The sequence below is a fragment of the Rhizobium sp. RU33A genome (assembly GCF_900156055.1).
GTDB lineage: Bacteria > Pseudomonadota > Alphaproteobacteria > Rhizobiales > Rhizobiaceae > Allorhizobium.
The window spans coordinates 245,970-262,486 of sequence record NZ_FTMQ01000001.1 but is presented as its reverse complement, the minus strand read 5'-3'; the positions used below and the strand labels follow the sequence as shown (position 1 = coordinate 262,486).

At 63.2% G+C, this 16,517-nt stretch carries 19 protein-coding genes; 11 read left to right on the top strand and 8 right to left on the bottom strand.

All coding sequences use genetic code 11. From position 1 onward, the window contains the following. Nucleotides 1-68 precede the first annotated feature (68 nt). From BW978_RS01300 to BW978_RS01285, 4 genes are all read left to right on the top strand, one after another. Nucleotides 69-635 (top strand): XRE family transcriptional regulator, encoded by a 567-nt coding sequence (locus BW978_RS01300; protein ID WP_076391513.1) that lies wholly within the window; start codon nt 69-71, stop codon nt 633-635. Nucleotides 636-717: 82 nt separating this feature from the next. Beyond that, nucleotides 718-1,920: a glycine C-acetyltransferase gene (locus BW978_RS01295; RefSeq protein ID WP_076391510.1), complete on the top strand. Its 1,203-nt coding sequence runs from the start codon at nt 718-720 to the stop codon at nt 1,918-1,920. A 2-nt stretch (nt 1,921-1,922) separates the two neighbouring features. Next, on the top strand, nt 1,923-2,948 hold the full coding sequence (tdh, locus tag BW978_RS01290) for an L-threonine 3-dehydrogenase (RefSeq protein WP_175616833.1): 1,026 nt from the start codon (nt 1,923-1,925) through the stop codon (nt 2,946-2,948). 89 nt (nt 2,949-3,037) lie between these two features. Further along, complete coding sequence (locus tag BW978_RS01285; RefSeq protein WP_076391506.1) at nt 3,038-3,766, top strand: MOSC domain-containing protein; 729 nt, start codon at nt 3,038-3,040, stop codon at nt 3,764-3,766. Here the strand turns inward: BW978_RS01285 and BW978_RS01280 are convergent. Then, nucleotides 3,751-5,442, bottom strand: a complete 1,692-nt coding sequence (locus BW978_RS01280; RefSeq protein ID WP_076391504.1) for an FAD/NAD(P)-binding protein — start codon at nt 5,440-5,442, stop codon at nt 3,751-3,753. The two genes, BW978_RS01285 and BW978_RS01280, sit on opposite strands and share 16 nt — an antisense overlap. Nucleotides 5,443-5,607: 165 nt before the next feature. On the opposite strand from BW978_RS01280, the gene BW978_RS01275 reads away from it, so the two are divergent. Further along, nucleotides 5,608-5,838: a DUF2171 domain-containing protein gene (locus BW978_RS01275; RefSeq protein WP_069042536.1), complete on the top strand. Its 231-nt coding sequence runs from the start codon at nt 5,608-5,610 to the stop codon at nt 5,836-5,838. A gap of 70 nt (nt 5,839-5,908) precedes the next feature. Here the strand turns inward: BW978_RS01275 and BW978_RS01270 are convergent, their stop codons facing one another. The 4 genes from BW978_RS01270 to BW978_RS01255 form a co-directional block, all read right to left on the bottom strand. Further along, complete coding sequence (locus BW978_RS01270; RefSeq protein ID WP_076391502.1) at nt 5,909-6,295, bottom strand: hypothetical protein; 387 nt, start codon at nt 6,293-6,295, stop codon at nt 5,909-5,911. A gap of 184 nt (nt 6,296-6,479) precedes the next feature. Beyond that, the gene (locus tag BW978_RS01265; RefSeq protein WP_076391500.1) at nt 6,480-7,196 is read right to left on the bottom strand and encodes a DUF6065 family protein; all 717 of its coding nucleotides are present in this window, start codon (nt 7,194-7,196) and stop codon (nt 6,480-6,482) included. Nucleotides 7,197-7,275: 79 nt separating this feature from the next. After that, complete coding sequence (locus BW978_RS01260; RefSeq protein ID WP_076391498.1) at nt 7,276-8,070, bottom strand: anti-sigma factor family protein; 795 nt, start codon at nt 8,068-8,070, stop codon at nt 7,276-7,278. Nucleotides 8,071-8,086: 16 nt separating this feature from the next. Continuing rightward, a complete protein-coding gene (locus BW978_RS01255; protein WP_076391496.1) occupies nt 8,087-8,611 on the bottom strand; it encodes an RNA polymerase sigma factor in 525 nt (174 codons plus the stop codon). A 108-nt stretch (nt 8,612-8,719) separates the two neighbouring features. On the opposite strand from BW978_RS01255, the gene BW978_RS01250 reads away from it, so the two are divergent. Then, on the top strand, nt 8,720-10,159 hold the full coding sequence (locus BW978_RS01250) for a S8 family serine peptidase (protein WP_076391493.1): 1,440 nt from the start codon (nt 8,720-8,722) through the stop codon (nt 10,157-10,159). Nucleotides 10,160-10,180: 21 nt separating this feature from the next. Here the strand turns inward: BW978_RS01250 and BW978_RS01245 are convergent, their stop codons facing one another. Then, on the bottom strand, nt 10,181-10,582 hold the full coding sequence (locus BW978_RS01245) for a ketosteroid isomerase-related protein (RefSeq protein WP_076391491.1): 402 nt from the start codon (nt 10,580-10,582) through the stop codon (nt 10,181-10,183). Nucleotides 10,583-10,663: 81 nt separating this feature from the next. On the opposite strand from BW978_RS01245, the gene BW978_RS01240 reads away from it, so the two are divergent. The 4 genes from BW978_RS01240 (at nt 10,664) to BW978_RS01225 (ending at nt 12,784) form a co-directional block, all read left to right on the top strand. After that, nucleotides 10,664-11,257: a GNAT family N-acetyltransferase gene (locus BW978_RS01240; protein WP_076391489.1), complete on the top strand. Its 594-nt coding sequence runs from the start codon at nt 10,664-10,666 to the stop codon at nt 11,255-11,257. Beyond that, entirely contained in the window at nt 11,254-12,129 is an 876-nt protein-coding gene (locus BW978_RS01235) for a carbon-nitrogen hydrolase family protein (RefSeq protein ID WP_076391487.1), read from the top strand. The genes BW978_RS01240 and BW978_RS01235 overlap by 4 nt, the downstream gene beginning before the upstream one ends. 74 nt (nt 12,130-12,203) lie before the next feature. Then, nucleotides 12,204-12,473 (top strand): CopG family ribbon-helix-helix protein, encoded by a 270-nt coding sequence (locus tag BW978_RS01230; protein ID WP_076391485.1) that lies wholly within the window; start codon nt 12,204-12,206, stop codon nt 12,471-12,473. After that, a complete protein-coding gene (locus BW978_RS01225) occupies nt 12,470-12,784 on the top strand; it encodes a type II toxin-antitoxin system RelE/ParE family toxin (RefSeq protein WP_076391483.1) in 315 nt (104 codons plus the stop codon). The genes BW978_RS01230 and BW978_RS01225 overlap by 4 nt, the downstream gene beginning before the upstream one ends. Nucleotides 12,785-12,812: 28 nt before the next feature. Here the strand turns inward: BW978_RS01225 and BW978_RS01220 are convergent, their stop codons facing one another. Next, a complete protein-coding gene (locus tag BW978_RS01220; RefSeq protein WP_076391481.1) occupies nt 12,813-14,051 on the bottom strand; it encodes an RNA polymerase sigma factor in 1,239 nt (412 codons plus the stop codon). Between the two features lie 4 nt (nt 14,052-14,055). Further along, complete coding sequence (locus tag BW978_RS01215; protein ID WP_076391479.1) at nt 14,056-14,427, bottom strand: YciI family protein; 372 nt, start codon at nt 14,425-14,427, stop codon at nt 14,056-14,058. A 258-nt stretch (nt 14,428-14,685) separates the two neighbouring features. Here BW978_RS01215 and lepA point away from each other — a divergent pair, with 258 nt between their 5' ends. Beyond that, nucleotides 14,686-16,506 (top strand): translation elongation factor 4, encoded by a 1,821-nt coding sequence (gene lepA / locus BW978_RS01210; RefSeq protein WP_076391477.1) that lies wholly within the window; start codon nt 14,686-14,688, stop codon nt 16,504-16,506. Nucleotides 16,507-16,517 lie beyond the last annotated feature (11 nt).

Below are 16,517 nucleotides of genomic sequence, written 5' to 3'. Positions count from 1 at the left end.
CCGTTGCGCCTGCCGGTCGGCGTAAAAGAGGCGGTCGGCACCCGCCGGCGAGACCGCAGGATATCCCGATGCAGCAGCACACTCCCGAGATCGGCCCGGCCATCAAGCGCGAGCGCAAGGCGCGCAAGCTGACGCTCGAACAGCTCGGCACGCTGTCCGGCGTCTCCAAGTCGATGCTGAGCCAGATCGAGCGTGGCGAGGCCAATCCAACCTTCGCCGTGCTCTGGAGCCTCACCCAGGCGATGGAGATCGAGCTCTCCGACCTGATCGGCAACGGCACCTCGGTCGCCGGGCGGGAGGAGATCGAGGTGACCTCGGTCATGCATACGCCCGTCATCCGCAGCGCCGACGGCTCCTGCCGGCTGAAGATCCTGAGCTCGCCCCGGCTCGCCGGCCAGACCGAATGGTACGAGCTCGAAATGGATCCCGGCGGCGCACTTGTCAGCCAGCCACATTCGATCGGCGCCTTCGAACATTTCACCGCCTTCACAGACGGTTTCGAGATTTCGAGCGGCGGCAGCAAGACGCAGATTCGATCAGGCGAAACCGCCCGTTACCGGTCCGATGTTCCGCATGCGATCCGCAATGGCGGAACGGATATCGGCAAGGGCCTGCTGGTCGTGCTACACAGATAGGCGAAAAGGCAATTCCAAAATATCGATTGCCGCAGGGCAAAATTCCGATATGCTGGAATTATTCAGCATCGAGGGATTTCCCATGCAGACCGGCTTTCTCGACCACATCACCGAAACACTTAAGGGCATCGAAGCCGACGGGCTTCTGAAGCGCGAGCGCGAGATCGTCAGCCCGCAATCGGGCCGCATCCAGGTGCGCGACGCCAGGGGCACGCGCGAGATGATCAATCTCTGCGCCAACAATTATCTCGGCCTCGCCAACCATCCCGAGATCGAACAGGCCGCGAAAGCCGCGATCGACAGCCACGGCTTCGGCATGGCCTCGGTGCGCTTCATCTGCGGCGCGCAGGACATTCACCGTCAGCTCGAACAGGCAATCGCGCGTTATCTCGACAAGGATGATGCGATCCTGTTTGCCGCCTGTTTCGACGCCAATGGCGGCATCTTCGAGACCCTGCTCGGCCCCGAAGACGCAATCATATCCGACAGCCTCAACCACGCCTCGATCATCGACGGCGTACGCCTCTCCAAGGCGAAGCGCTACCGCTATGCGAACTCGGACATGGACGGGCTGGAAGACGAGTTGAAGAAGGCGATTGCCGAGGGCACGCGCTTCCGGCTGATCGTCACCGACGGTGTCTTCTCGATGGACGGCTATGTCGCCAAACTTCCGGAGATCTGCGCGCTCGCCGAGAAATACGGCGCCATGGTGATGATCGACGAATGCCATGCCACCGGCCATCTGGGCGCAAAGGGCAAGGGCACGCCGACACTGACCGGTGTGGGCACCCGCGTCGACATCATCACCGGCACCTTCGGCAAGACGCTGGGTGGCGCCATGGGCGGCTTCATCGCCGGCCCAAAAGCCGCGATCGATCTCTTACGCCAGCGTGCGCGGCCCTACCTCTTCTCAAACAGCCTGGCGCCTGCCGTTGCTGCCGGCTCGCTCAAGGCGATCGAGGTCGCTGAAGGTGCAGACGACCTGCGCGCCAAGCTTTCCGGCCATACCAAGCGTTTCCGCCAGGGCCTGACCGAGGCCGGCTTCGAGCTGCTTCCCGGCGAGACGCCGATCATCCCGGTCATGACGCATGACGCGGTGCTGGCCCAGAAGCTCGCCGCCGAGCTCGATGCGCGCGGCGTCTATGTCGCCGGCTTCTTCTTCCCTGTCGTGCCCAAGGGCCAGGCTCGCATCCGCACCCAGATGTCGGCAGCGCTTTCCGAGGCCGATATCGACACCGCCATCGCCGCATTCATCGATGCCGGCAAGACCATCGGGATGATCTGACCATGAAAGCGCTTTCCAAGCAGAAACCCGAGGTCGGCATCTGGATGATCGACGCGCCGGTCCCGGAAATCGGTCCGGACGACGTGCTGGTGAAGATCAACAAGACCGGCATCTGCGGCACGGATGTCCACATCTACAAATGGGACGAGTGGGCGCAGAAGACGATCCCCGTGCCGATGATCACAGGCCATGAATATGCCGGCGAGATCGTCGCCGTCGGCGCCAATGTCCGCAATCTCACAATCGGCCAGCGTGTCTCCGGCGAGGGCCATCTCGTCGGCATGAACAGCCGCGCCTCACGCGCCGGCAAGTATCATCTCGACCCCGAAACCCGAGGCATTGGCGTCAACGTGCAGGGCACCTTTGCCGAATTCGCCAAGATCCCGGCCTTCAACATCATCCCGCTGCCCGACACCATTGACGACGAGATCGGCGCGATCCTCGATCCGCTCGGCAATGCCGTGCACACGGCGCTCGCCTTCGACCTCGTCGGCGAGGACGTGATCATCACCGGCGCCGGCCCGATCGGCATCATGGGGGCAGCCATCGCCCGGCATGTCGGCGCGCGTCATGTCGTCATCACCGACGTCAATCCGGAGCGGCTGGCGCTTGCGGCCGAAGTCGCCGATGTACATCCGGTCAACGTCGCGAACGAAGACCTGCGCGATGTCATGGCGAAGCTGAAGATGAAGGAAGGCTTCGATGTCGGCCTCGAGATGAGCGGCTCGCCGGCCGCCCTCGACCAGATGATCGACCATCTCGTCATGGGCGGCCGCATCGCGCTGCTCGGCGTTCCTGCCCGGCCCTTTCATTTCGACCTCTCCAAGGTCGTCTTCCGCATGGTGACGCTGAAGGGCATCTATGGCCGCGAGATGTTCGACACCTGGCACAAGATGCTCGCCATGCTCGAAAGCGGCCTCGACATCCGCAAGGTCATCACCCACCGGATGAAGGTGGACGACTACGCCGAAGCCTTCGAACTCGCCACCGCCGGCAAGGCAAGCAAGATCGTGCTCGACTGGACCTGACGGCTCCACCGGAAAGCGCGGTCACAGATTTTCTGGAACATAGAGCGACTATCCCGCGTATGGTGATCAGTTGAAACTAGGGGATCACCATGCGCAAAATCGGTCGAGTGCGAGAAGTCTGGCGCTATCCGGTTAGTTCTCTCGGCGGAGAAGCGCTCACCTCGATCACCGTCTCGCCTGAAGGCATCGAGGGTGACCGGCGGTTCGCGTTCTTCGATCCGGAAACAGGCCTTGCCGCCGCGCCCGAGAAGGAAACGCGCTGGCGTCCTGCCCTCTTCATTACCGCCTCGCAACCAGCAACGGGGCTACCTGTCCTGCACTTCGCCGACGGCGCCGAACATGCACTCGATGACGGCGCGTTGCCGGACCGTCTGGCAGAGCATTTCGGCTTCCCGGTCGCCATCGGGCTCGTCGGGTCAGGCGATTACCGCTTCCCCGTCGTCTCCAACCGCTACGCACCGGCGCCGCTTCACCTCGTGACCACGGCCTCGATGCACGCGCTCGCATCGGTCACGGACCTCCCGCCGATCGATGCGAGACGCTTCCGCCCCTCGGTGTTGATCGAGACGGAAGACGATGAAGGCTTCATCGAAAACGACTGGGTGGGCCACATCGTCAGGATCGGCGAAGCGGAGATCCGTGTCACCGAAGCCTCCCGCCGCTGCGGCATGACGCTGGTCGCTCAACCGGGCATGGCGGAAGAGCCCGACGTCCTGCGCGGCATCATGCGCCACAACAAGCGCAATCTCGGCGTCTACGCCAAGCCGGCCGCATCCGTTACGCTGTCCGTCGGCGACCCGGTCTATGCCGAGATCTGAAACACCGGCGTCTCAACCTCCACCATGTCACTCAGGATCGCCCGGCCGACCGTCTCGCCGATATCCCGTGCGCTGGTGATACCCTGCACGAAGGGCTCCTTGTGCAGAAGGAAGGCCACCGCTGCGCAATAGAGCGTGCCTGCCGACATCAAACCGAGGCGCGGGCGATAGAATTCATCGACGTCGATGCCGCCGGTGCGAACCATGTCGGGATCCCGGTCGAGCGATCGGATAGCCTCGACCTTCGGCGTCGCGGCTTCGCGGACGCCACCCTGATCGACAAGCGTCGGAAAGGGCAGATCGGTCGCCGACAGCGTCTCCTGGCCGGTCGCATCGACAAAGGCCCCGAAGGTATGCGTGGTTCCGCCGACGACGATCTCGGCGCCGCGCTCCAGGCCATCCTCGGCCGTGCGGATCTCGTAATCCTCGCCGAGTTTCAGGATCGACAACTTCCCGGCGCGGGCAAGCGCCAGAAGCCGGCGGATCGACATCAGCGGCACCGTTGCATAGTCGTCGATGAAGATGCCCTTGAAGTGGCGATGGAAGCGCTTCAGATCGTTCTGATCGAGATGCGGGATGACCTTTGCCACGATCTCGTGGGTGATCAGGATCGCATAGCGCCACGGCACGGTATAGCGCTTCTGCCTGTTCTCTTCGGCCTCGGCCAGGTTTTTCGCCGCCCAGACGAAAGGATCGCTTTCGCTGCGATCGGCATAATAGGCGGCGGCGAAGGTCTCGACCGTCAGCTGCGACAGCCCGATCCGGGCGGCATAGTCCGGATCACGCGCGACGATTTCGCCGCGAAAGAGCTCGAAGACTTCGTTGAGCAGATCGTGCCGGCCCGTGGCAATCAGGGCATCGATCGCCTCTTCGGTGCAGACCAGGGGCGTGACATAGGGGAGCGGACAATAGAAATCGGCCTCCGGCAGGATGCCCTTGCGCGACATAAGCGTGGCGGAGAACCCTTCGGTATCGGCAGCCGGCTGATATTGCAGGTCGCCAGTGGCATCGGCGTAGAACATGCCGTGTGCCGTCGCGACCGTCATCAGTGCATCGATGCCGCTCAGAGACGTGCCGAGAATGCCGACCGCCTCGTTGCGGATTGATGTCAAAACCGTCGCCGGCCAGGGCGAAACGAAGTAGCCGGGCCGGATCTCCGTACTGTCGGGCCAGTTGTGGCCGGTCGCCATGACGACATGGTCGTAAGCCGCGTCGTTTTCGCCGTCGACATGGCTGACGCGAAGGCGGATCGCATCGGCCTGGATCTCGATGTCGATCACCTTGTGGCGGGCAAGCACGATGATCTCGTGACCACGCTCGGCCGCAATTGCCCGCATCCGCTCGAACTGCGCCTGCATGTAGTCGCCGAGCACGAGACGCGGATAAAACTCCCGCTCATCGACCGCCTCGCGCCGGATGCCGTGGCGCATCAGCGTATCGTCATCCTGTCGCCGTAGCCACTCGACCAGGGTCTCCGTAAACGCCGGAAACTCGATGCTCGGAATGTTGGAGAGCATGGCGGGATCATTCATGTCGGGATGGTAGGGCGTGCCCTTTCCCGGCTCGCCCTCTGCCTCGTAGAGCGTGATGGACAAGGGAACGGTGGAACCGATCAGTTGTTTGAACGTGTAGAGGCCGGTGGGACCGGTGCCGATGATCGCAATTCTCGGAAACATGTATGGACTCGCTGCCGGCGAGGGATCTCGCGCGGGTGTCTGTCAATGCATGTGAGGGACGGATGTTCCCTTGCCTGGCTCTTGTCGTCTGCGGCGAAGCGGCCCGGAACAAATGCCGCCCGTCGCGCCTTTCTCCGGCACCCCAACCCAAGAGGAGCATGACCAATGATTTCTGCAGATCAGATCCGCGAACACATGGAAGTTCTCGCCCAGGACGGCGCCCATGTCGGCACCGTTGACCATATGGATGGCGCAAGCCGCATCAAGCTGACCAAGAACGATTCCGCTGATGGCCAGCATCATTACATCCCGCTCGACTGGGTCGATCATGTCGATCAGCACGTTCATCTGTCGAAGGACGGCGACACCGTGAAGCGTGACTGGTCGGTTAACTGATTCCTATCGGTTCCCCATGAGGAGGCCGCGGCAATGCCGCGGCCTTTTTCGTTTCGGTCAGATGCCAGGATCAATCGTCATCGTCGGACGAGTTGGACGACGAATTCGAGGACGAATTCGAGGACGAGTTCGACGAAGAGTTGGAAGACGAGTTCGAAGACGAATTCGAGCTGGAATTGTTCGACGAGTTGGAGCTGCTGTTCGAGGATGAGTTCGAGCTTGAATTGCTCGAGGAGTTCGACGAGCTGTTGGAATTGCTGTTCGAGTCGCTGTTACTGTTGCTGTTCGAGCTCGAGCCACGTCGATCGTCGTTGCGATTGCCGGAGCGTGCATAGGAGCGGCCCTCACCCGTCGAGCGGTCGAGGAAGCGGGTCAGCGGATCGTCGGCAAGAGCGGGGGCCGGCGCAGTGGTGCCGATGGCGAGCACAGAGCTCAGGATGGCGATGAATTTCTTCATGGTCAGTCTCCTTGGTTTCTTTCATCGCAGCACGTCGGCTGCAGGGGAGAAACGGGCGGCCCTCAGGTTTATTCCAAGAAAAATCGTTTATTTTCAGATATTTATTTCCATTTTCAAGTAGAAACGTAGACGCCACCCGAAACGCCGTTCCGGGTGGTCGAAAGCAGGATGATGCGTGAAGATGTCAGCGCTGGGCGCGGGCGAACTTCCGGTACCAGCCTTCAGAAGCGAGCGTCTTGCGGAAAATCGACTTTCGGGTCACCTGCTCCGATTCAGTCTCGCTGCGGATGTCTCCTTCAAGGTCGGAAGTCTCCCGCCGAAAAGGAATGACCTGAACGATTGGGGTCCCACGTTCCAACACATGCAGGCCATCCGGCCCCGTTGCGAAGAAGGGAAAGTGGATCTCCGACTGATAGGTGTCGGTATCGACGACGCCTGCCACCACCTCGAACACCCCGTTGGGACGGTTGAGCGGCGAGACAAAAAGACAGCTCCAGCCGGGCGGCGTGCGAATGGTCCAGTAGTTGTGAAACTTGCAGGGCGGCATCGGATCACGCGGATTGCCGGCCACCTGGTGGGTAGCATGATTGCTGACAAGCGTGCGGTCGAAATCCCAGCCGCAATTCACCGTGCGGCCTCCATCGGAAATTTCCATGCGCACGGTTGCCGGCAGCCCGATCACCCAGCCCGCCATCATCGCATCGAGAAACGGCATGCAGCGCTTGACCGTCAGGCCGCTGTCTGTCGGAGAAACCTTGGCCTCGGTCACTGCCGGCAGCTTGCGGAACCATTCGGGCAAGACTGTCTTTGCCCGCACCGGCGGGGTGATCACACCTTCGTCCTCGGGCCGGCAGGTGAAGGTGATGCGTGGGGTGGGGCGTTTCAGCAGCGAGAGCTTCATCGGCGTTCTCCAGATCCTGGTCTGCTCTGGAGAACGGATGCGGCGGGAGGTTATTCCCGGTCCGCAGAATTTTTTTGTTTCAGCGGCTGCGCAGAGCCTCGATGTCGGCTGTCTCTTCCTCAGGCGACAATGGCGCACCGGCGCCGATGCCGGAGAGGAAGGCATCCAGCGTGTCCGTGGTAGAGGCCGGTACATAACCTTCGGCCACCGGGTTGGTAAGCGCAAACCGCGTCTGCCAGCCCGCCGATCCATGGCAGGCCACCGCCGTGGTCACAGCATCCGCGGCCTTGCGCTCATATTCGCGGCAGAGATGCCCTTCGGCATCGCGAAAGCTCGCGATCATGTGCAGGCTTTCGGCCTCAGAGAGCGCGCGATCCCCACCGGAGGGCAGGGTTTCCAGCGCATCGTTGAGTGCCAGGTTTGCGCCATCAGGCGCGACGCCGGTGGATTGGCCGAGAAGGAATCCGCCAAGGCCCACCACGACCCCGACGAAGGAGGCGGCAAGGGCCATGCCCCAGGGCGACGAGATCGCGGAGCCGGAGGAGCGAGCGGCAGACGTTGAAGACGCACGCGGCCAGAGCGGCACGACAGTCTCAGTTGTTTGCGGTGTGGCGGCTTGTGGCGCGGCGCCTTGCGTCTGCCGGGCTGTCGCGACCGCAGCCACGAGTGAGGCCTGAAGTGCTGCCGGCACCGCTTCGTCGATCAACGGCTTCATCGTCGTCGCAAGCTCGTCTCTCGTGTCCATGAACACGGCGAGGCGCTCGGCAAGACCCTCGTCTTCGGCGAGAGCCTTCTCGATCTCTTCCTGCTCTTCAGGAGCGAGCTCACCATCGGCAAAGGCCATCAGCATTTCGTCGGGAATCGCGCGTGTCATGGAGTGTCCGCCTTTCTCATGGCGAAGAACGTCTGGCTTCGGGATTTATTCCCGTCAATTCGGAAAGTGCCTTTCGGCCACGGGCGAGCCTGCTCATGACCGTTCCGACAGGCACCTCCAGAATGTCGGCCGCATCGCGGTAGCTCATGTCCTCGATGCAGACCAGGACAAGAACTTCGCGCTGTTCGGGCGGCAATCGCTGCAGGGCGACTTCAACCCTTTCGAGCGCCAGCCTCGCCTCGCTCTGCGCTTCGCCTGACGCCACGGAGAGGTCATGCATCTCGTCGATATCAACGGCGGGGCCCGCTGTCTTTTGCCGGCGCAACTGGTCGAGCCAGAGATTGCGCAGGATCCGAAACACCCAGGCGTCGAAGCGTGTCTGCGGGTCGAAGCTCGCGGCTGCCGCAAGCGCGCGCTCGCAGGTCTGCTGCACCAGATCGTCGGCGACATCGCGTGCACGGCAGAGCGAGATTGCAAAACGCCTGAGGTTCGGCAGGAAGGAGACGAGGCGCTCTCCGACGATATCGACAGGCTCAACCATAAAAACTTTCCGTCTCTCCGGAATAAACCAGCGGCTCGCACGTATAACCTGACATCACACTCGTCGACGGGTCTCGAAGGCCCGAGGCCGGCCAGGGAGAGATGGAACATGGATCGGGTCTTTGCAAGGTTGCTCGGCGGATTGCTGGGTCTCGCGGTACTCCTGCCCCCGCCCGTTTCGCTGCCCTTCGCCCCCACGCACCACCTCGTCACGCTCGCGCATGCCGATGACGACGATGACGGCGGTGGGGACGACGATGATGACGACGGCGGCGGCAGCGGCGGGGGTGGGCGCAGCGACCGTGGCGGCTCCGGTGGATCGGGCGATCGGACGCCATCCCGTCAATCCGGCTTCACGCTCTTCCCATTCCTGCAATCGCCACGTCCGGCACCCGTTCGTCGGGCAGCCCCCACGATTCCCGACCGCGTGCCGAACGAGATCATAGCATCCGGGCTTTCGGAGGCGGACATCACACAGTTGACCGAAGAAGGCTATGCCATCGCCGAGCGCCAGAGCCTCGGCTTGGTGACCACCGGGCAGGCGACCGAGATCGTGCGTCTCGTCGTGCCGCGCGGCACCGGGCTGGAGGCGGCGCGCGAGAGGGTCACATCCCTTGCCCCGGTCGCTCAAGTCGATTTCAATCACTATTACCGGCCCGAGCAGACGGAAACCGCCCCCGATTGCGGCGGCCAGACCTGCGCCCTCGTGCGCGAGATCATCGGCTGGCCCATCGATCCCGCAGGACTCGTGCAGCGCTGCGGAAGCCTGCCGACGATCGGCCTGATCGATACGGCCATCAACCCGGATCACCCGTCCCTCGGCGATGCGCGGCTCGAGGTTATCCGGATCACCGACGATGCCCTGCCGCAATCCGGGCGCCAGCATGGAACAGCAGTCGTGGCTCTCCTCGTCGGTGCTGCTGGCAGCCGGGCACCGGGCCTTCTGCCCTCGTCCGAGGTGATTGCCGTCGATGCTTTCCGTCGACTCAACGGATCGGCCGATGTCGCCTCGACCTTCGACCTGGTTAGGGCGCTCGATGGGCTGGCGCGTCGCAATGTGCGGGTGATCAATCTCAGCCTTGCCGGTCCGGACAATGCGCTGCTGAAGACAACCGTGGAGGCCATGATCGCGCGCGGCGCGATCCTCGTCGCGGCCGTCGGCAATGCCGGTCCACGAGCGAAACCGCTTTATCCCGCCGGCTATGATGGCGTCATCGCCGTTACCGCCGTCGACCGGGGCCGCAATGCCTATCGGCGCGCCAATCGAGGGGAGCATGTCGATATCGCAGCCCCCGGCGTCAATGTCTGGACAGCCGCCTCGGTCAGCGGCGCCCGGCCGAAGAGCGGCACGTCCTTTGCCGCTCCTTTCGTCAGTGCCGCTGCGGCCGTCCTGCTGGCGGCGCGACCGGATCTCACGCCGGCCGAGATGGCCGAGGCCCTGTCGCTTTTGGCGCAGGATATCGGCGCGCCCGGCAAGGATCAGATCTTCGGCTGGGGCCTGCTCGATGCCCGGCGTCTGTGTACGGCCGGGCCCTCACCTCAGCCCTGACTGCGCAGCTGCGGCGACCGTTCAGCCGCCGACCTGGGCGATCCAGTCGGGCAGGCTGTAATAGTTGGAGATCCGGGCGACCTTGCCGTCGCGGATTTCGAAGAAGGCGCCGGCCGGCAGACGGTAGGTCTGGCCATTGGCTTCCGGCAGGCCCTCATCGGTTGAAAGATAGGTGCCGTTGACGATGAATTCGGCCGCACCCCGCGTGCCGTCCTCGTTGACCATCACCACCATGTCGGTGAGCTCTTCCTTGTAGCAGCGGTTCATGTGGTCCATGAACTTCGAGAATGCTTCCTTCCCCGTCTGGCGGGCACCCTGGTTGATGTCGTGTGCGACATCATCGGTCAGGAGTGCCAGAAAACGATCCATGTCGCCGGCATTGAAGGCGTCGTAATAGGCGCGGATGGTGGTGGCGGCGGTCATCGGTCACTCCTCGTCGTGTAATTGCTTTCTCGGGTCGTGGGAGATGGGTATAACCACTCCGCAACGGACTGAAAACACTCTATGACGCTTACGATCCAATCCTTTTCCGGCAGCGACGCGACGCCCTTCTTCGGCGACCTCGCGCGGCTCCGATCCACCGTCTTCCGGGCCTTTCCCTATCTCTACGAGGGAAATCCCGATTACGAGCAGACCTATCTGTCGACCTACGCCAAGTCCGAAGGCTCGGTCTTTGTGCTGGCGATCGATGGGGATCAGGTGGTGGGAGTTGCCACGGGAACGCCGATGGCGGGCGAAACCGAGGAGGTCAAACGCCCTTTCCTTGAGGCCGGTCTTGACCCCGAGCAATTCTTCTATTTCGGCGAAAGCGTGCTTCTGCCTCAGTATCGCGGCCAGGGCATCGGCGTAAAATTCTTCGAGGGCCGCGAGCAGCAAGCGAAAAAGCTCGAGCTGCGTTACGCCACCTTCTGCGCCGTCGAGCGCCCCCTCGACCACCCGCGCCGCCCGGCAGATTACCAGCCGCTCGACGCCTTCTGGGCCAAGCGCGGCTACACCCATCACCCCGAGCTTCGGACTACCTTCACCTGGCGCGACCTCGACGACACCGTCGAGAGCCCGAAGCCGCTTTCCTTCTGGATCCGGGATCTCAAAGCATGACAGCCTTTACCCTTGCCGCCTGCCAGTACAAGATCGAGTTGATCGAGACCTGGGAAGATTACGTCCTCCACCTGACGAGCCTGGTGCATCAGGCCGTCGAGCGTGGCGCGAAACTCGTGCTCCTGCCGGAATATGCCGGCCTGGTGCTCGCCGGCCAGCTTGATCCAGAAACCCGCTCCGACTTGCACGGTTCGATCGCTGGCATCCAGCCGCTGATCCAGGCCTGGGTCGAGCTTTGCGAGGAACTCGCCCGAACCCATCAGATCGTCTTGCAGCCGGGCTCCGCACCTGTGCTCGATCCCGACGGCCAATACCGCAACCGCGCCTTCCTTTTCGGCCCGGAGGGCCTGATCGGTCATCAGGACAAGATCATCATGACCCGTTTCGAGCGCGAGCAATGGGGCATCGCCGCCGGACGCGACGGGCTGACAGCCTTCGAAACCCCGCTCGGCAAGCTCGGCATCCTCATCTGCTACGACAACGAATTCCCGATGCTGGCGCACACCCTCGCCGAACAGGATGTAGACCTCATCCTCGCTCCCTCCTGCACGGACACACTCGCCGGCGCCTATCGGGTGCGCATCGGCGCCCAGGCCCGGGCGCTTGAAAACCAGATCGCCGTCCTCTCGTCACCCACCGCTGGCACCGCCCCCTGGTCTCCCGCGCTCGACGAAAACCGGGGACGCGCCGCGCTTTACGTGCCCTCCGACTACGGCATGCCGCCCAACGGAATCTACGCCGAAAGCGAGGCGGACGAGGTCGAGGAAAGTCACTGGCTGATCACGGAGATCGACCTAGAGGCGGTCCGGCGGCTCAGAACCGAAGGTCAGGTCGCCACCCGCCGGGACTGGCCAGAGCAGTTCGGGGTGTGATCCGACCGAGCGGTGGTTCTGGCGAAGGACCTGCAGATAAGCTATGATCCCCACCTAACCAGTGGAACAGCGCCATGTCTTCCCGCACCACAATGACAATTGAGATCCGCCAGGATGTGAAAGATCAGCTTGATGCGCTGGCATCGGGCGCGGAGCAGAGCAGCCAGCACTTGGCAGAAGCCGCGGTCACGGCCTTTGTCGAGCAGGAACTTGCCTTGCGACAGTCCATCGAAAAAGGCCTCGTCGAGGGTCGGGCCGGTGACCTAGTCCCGCATGCCGAGGTCATTGCTGAAATGCGTGCGATGATCGATGCCGCGCGCCGCAAACGGGCTTCGCGGGGATGACGCGCCCGGTCGTCTGGGCGACCAAAGCCACCCGTGACACGCTCGAGATCCTTCGCCATATTGCGGAAGACCACCCTGATGTCGCGGAGCGGATCGTCGACATCATCGAGGCCGCGGGCCACCGTCTCGGTGACATCCCGACCGGCCGCCCCGGACGCATCGCGGGCACTTTCGAAAGATCCCTGCCTCCCCTTCCGTGGATCCTCTGCTACGCCGTCGACGACATTCCGGGCGTGCAGCGTATTCTGATCCTCAGGGTCATTCACACTGCCCGCGATTGGCCGAAAGGGAACTGGCCACGAGAGGATTGACGCGCGAAACTAGGCGCTAAGCGCCCCCTCAGGACGCCGCCAACACCTCCCGCCGCCGCTCCAGAAACCGCCGCTCCGCCTCCCCGGGCGAGAGGACCAAGGCGCGGTCATAGGCCTGTAGGGCCTCGGCAACCCTCCCCTGCCGCGCCAACAGATCCGCCCGTGCGGCATGAAAGGGCAGAAATTCCGAGAGCGCATCGGCATCCAACCCATCCAGCTCGGCCAGCGCCTCTTCCGCGTCCTTCACTTCCGCCAGCGCCACAGCCCGGTTGATGCGGATGATGGCGTCGTCACGCAGCTCGACAAGAATATCATAAGCTGCCAGCACGGCCTTCCAGGGCGGCGGATCGGCGAGGCTCTTCCTGCCGCACCAGAGCGCGTGGATCATCATCTGTAAAATGCGCGGCCCGGGCCCTGAGATCCCAAGTGCCCGACCGCAGTATCGGCGTGCTTCTTCGATCAGTGGGCGAGACCAAAGGGCTGGGTCCTGCTCGGCAAGCGGCACCATCACGCCCTCCGCATCCAACCTTGCGGGCCGCCTGGCCTCGGCAAAGCGGATCGTCGCAGCAAGTGCAAGAACCTCCGCTTCTTGTGGCAACATCTCAGTCAGCAGCGCCGTCACTTCCAGCATTTCGCTGGCAAAGCCCGCATGACGGCTGGACCCCGCCGCGTCCTCATGCGCCTTGGCATAGGCCACCTCCAGCGTCGACAAGACCGCCGCCAGCCGCTCGGCCCAGTGCTCAGGCCCCGGCACCTCGAAACTCACGCCGGCCTCGGCGATCTTGCGCTTGGCGCGGACCAGCCGCTGCGCGAGTGTCGTTTCGGAAACGAGAAAAGCCCGCGCCACCTCCTCGGTTGAGAGGCCACAGACCATTTTCAGCGTCAGCGCCGCCCGGCTGTCGGCGGCGACGGCCGGATGGCAGCAGACGAAAATCAGCTTTAGCCGCTCGTCGGGAATGACGGCGTCGTCGCTCGTCAGCCGATCCTCGACCGTCGGCTCGGGATCCGGCTCGTCCGGCCGGTTGTCCGCCCGTGTCCGCCTGCGCCTCAGGATATCGAGTGCGGCGCGCTCGGCGACCCGGTAGAGCCAGGCGGCCGGATCGCGCGGCAGGTTTTGTCCCTCCTCACCCCAGACCTTTACCGCCTTGAGACAGCTCTCGGCAAAGGCTTCTTCCGCGAGATCCAGATCGCGGTAACGGGCGGCGAGTGCTGCGCGAATGCGCCCGCCCGCCGCCCGGAAGGTCTCGTCGAGGACCGCTGTCCGCATCGTCTCAACGCTTCGGCGCCAAGCCCGGCGGCATCGGCAAGAGCGGCCGGACCTCGATCGCGCCATCCTTGCCGAGCGGCACCTTTCTGGCGATCGCAATCGCCTGATCGAGGTCCTCGGCTTCCACGAGATAAAAGCCGCCCAGCTGTTCGCGCGTTTCGGCAAAGGGACCGTCATGGATGGTCTGCTTGCCACCCGTGGTGCGCACCGTGGTGGCAGCCTCCGTGCCCTTCAGCCCGGCGCCCGCGTGCATTTTCTCGCCCAGCTCGTGGCTGAAGGCGAAATGGCGCGGACCGAGATCGGCCATGATCGGGCCCATCTTGTCCGGCCCGCCAAAGATTTCTTCGTTTTCGTAGATCAGCAGCAGGTATTGCATCGGTTTTGCCCCTCCTTGGGCCCTTGCGGCATCGTCGATCGATCCCGTCGATGAAGAGACGCGGCTCGGATATCGGATTCGACAACGACCAAAAGATTTTTTTGGGCCCAACCCACTATCGACGACAGGCCCGCCTCTGACAACGGCCGGCATCAGGCGGCAAGCGGCCTGCCTGCGACGTCAAAACCGCCGTGATCGCCTGCAAAACCCGATCTTTCCGCTTTGCGATACAAGGCCTCGCTGCTATATGCGCGAGCCATGAGCACCGATCGCACGCCCCTGAGCCATATCCGCAACTTCTCCATCGTCGCCCATATCGACCATGGCAAATCGACGCTGGCCGACCGCCTGATCCAGTCGACCGGCGGCCTCGCCGATCGCGAGATGTCGGAGCAGGTCCTCGACAACATGGAGATCGAGAAGGAACGCGGGATCACCATCAAGGCCCAGACAGTGCGGTTGCACTACAAGGCCAACAATGGCGAGACCTATGTGCTGAACCTGATCGACACGCCCGGCCACGTCGACTTCGCCTATGAAGTCTCGCGGTCGCTCTCGGCCTGCGAAGGTTCGCTGCTCGTCGTCGACGCGTCCCAGGGCGTCGAAGCCCAGACGTTGGCGAACGTTTATCAGGCGATCGACAACAATCATGAGCTGGTGACGGTCCTCAACAAGGTGGATCTGCCGGCCGCCGAACCCGAGCGCATCAAGGAACAGATCGAGGAGGTCATCGGCATCGATGCGTCCGAGGCCGTCCTGATCTCAGCCAAGACCGGTCTCGGCATCCCAGACGTGCTCGAAGCCATCGTCCACAAGCTGCCGGCGCCGAAGAGCGAAGGCGGCGACAAGGCGCCCTTGAAGGCGCTGCTCGTCGACAGCTGGTACGACACCTATCTCGGCGTCATGGTTCTCGTGCGCGTGCTCGACGGCGTGCTGACCAAGGGCCAGACCATCCGCATGATGGGCACGGACGCGAAATATGCGGTCGAGCGCGTTGGCGTGCTGACCCCGAAGATGGTGGCCGTGGACTCTCTCGGCCCGGGCGAAATCGGCTTCTTTACCGGTTCGATCAAGGAAGTGGCCGACACCCGCGTCGGCGATACCATCACCGAAGACAAGCGCCCGACCGCCAACATGCTGCCGGGCTTCAAGCCGGCCCAGCCTGTCGTGTTCTGCGGTCTCTTCCCGGTCGATGCCGCCGATTTCGAGGATCTCCGCGCCGCCATGGGCAAGCTGCGCCTGAACGACGCCTCCTTCTCCTTCGAAATGGAATCGTCTGCCGCACTCGGCTTCGGCTTCCGCTGCGGCTTCCTCGGCCTCCTGCATCTCGAAATCATCCAGGAGCGCCTTGAGCGCGAATTCGATCTCGACCTGATCGCAACCGCCCCGTCCGTCGTCTACAAGCTGTTCATGACCGACGGCACGGAGCGCGAGCTGCACAACCCGGCCGACATGCCCGACGTGGTCAAGATCTCGGAAATCCACGAGCCGTGGATCAAGGCGACGATCCTGACGCCCGACGACTATCTCGGCGGCATCCTGAAGCTTTGCCAGGACCGTCGCGGCGTGCAGACCGAACTCACCTATGTCGGCAAGCGAGCGATGATCACCTATGAGCTGCCGCTCAACGAAGTGGTCTTCGATTTCTACGACCGCCTGAAGTCGATCTCCAAGGGCTACGCCTCCTTCGACTATCATCTCGACGGCCATCGCGAGGGCAACCTCGTCAAGATGTCGATCCTCGTCAATGGCGAGCCGGTCGATGCCCTCTCGATGATGGTGCACCGCATGGCAGCCGAAAAGCGCGGCCGCGACATGTGCGAAAAGCTCAAGGACCTGATCCCCAAGCACATGTTCAAGATCCCGATCCAGGCCGCCATCGGCGGCAATGTGATCGCGCGTGAAACCATCTCGGCGCTGCGCAAGGACGTGACCGCCAAGTGCTACGGCGGCGACGCTTCGCGCAAGCGCAAGCTCCTCGACAAGCAGAAGGCCGGCAAGAAGCGCATGCGCCAGTTCGGCAAGGTCGAGATCCCGCAGGAAGCGTTTATCGCAGCGCTGAAGATGAGCGACGAGTGAGGTTTGGAGGG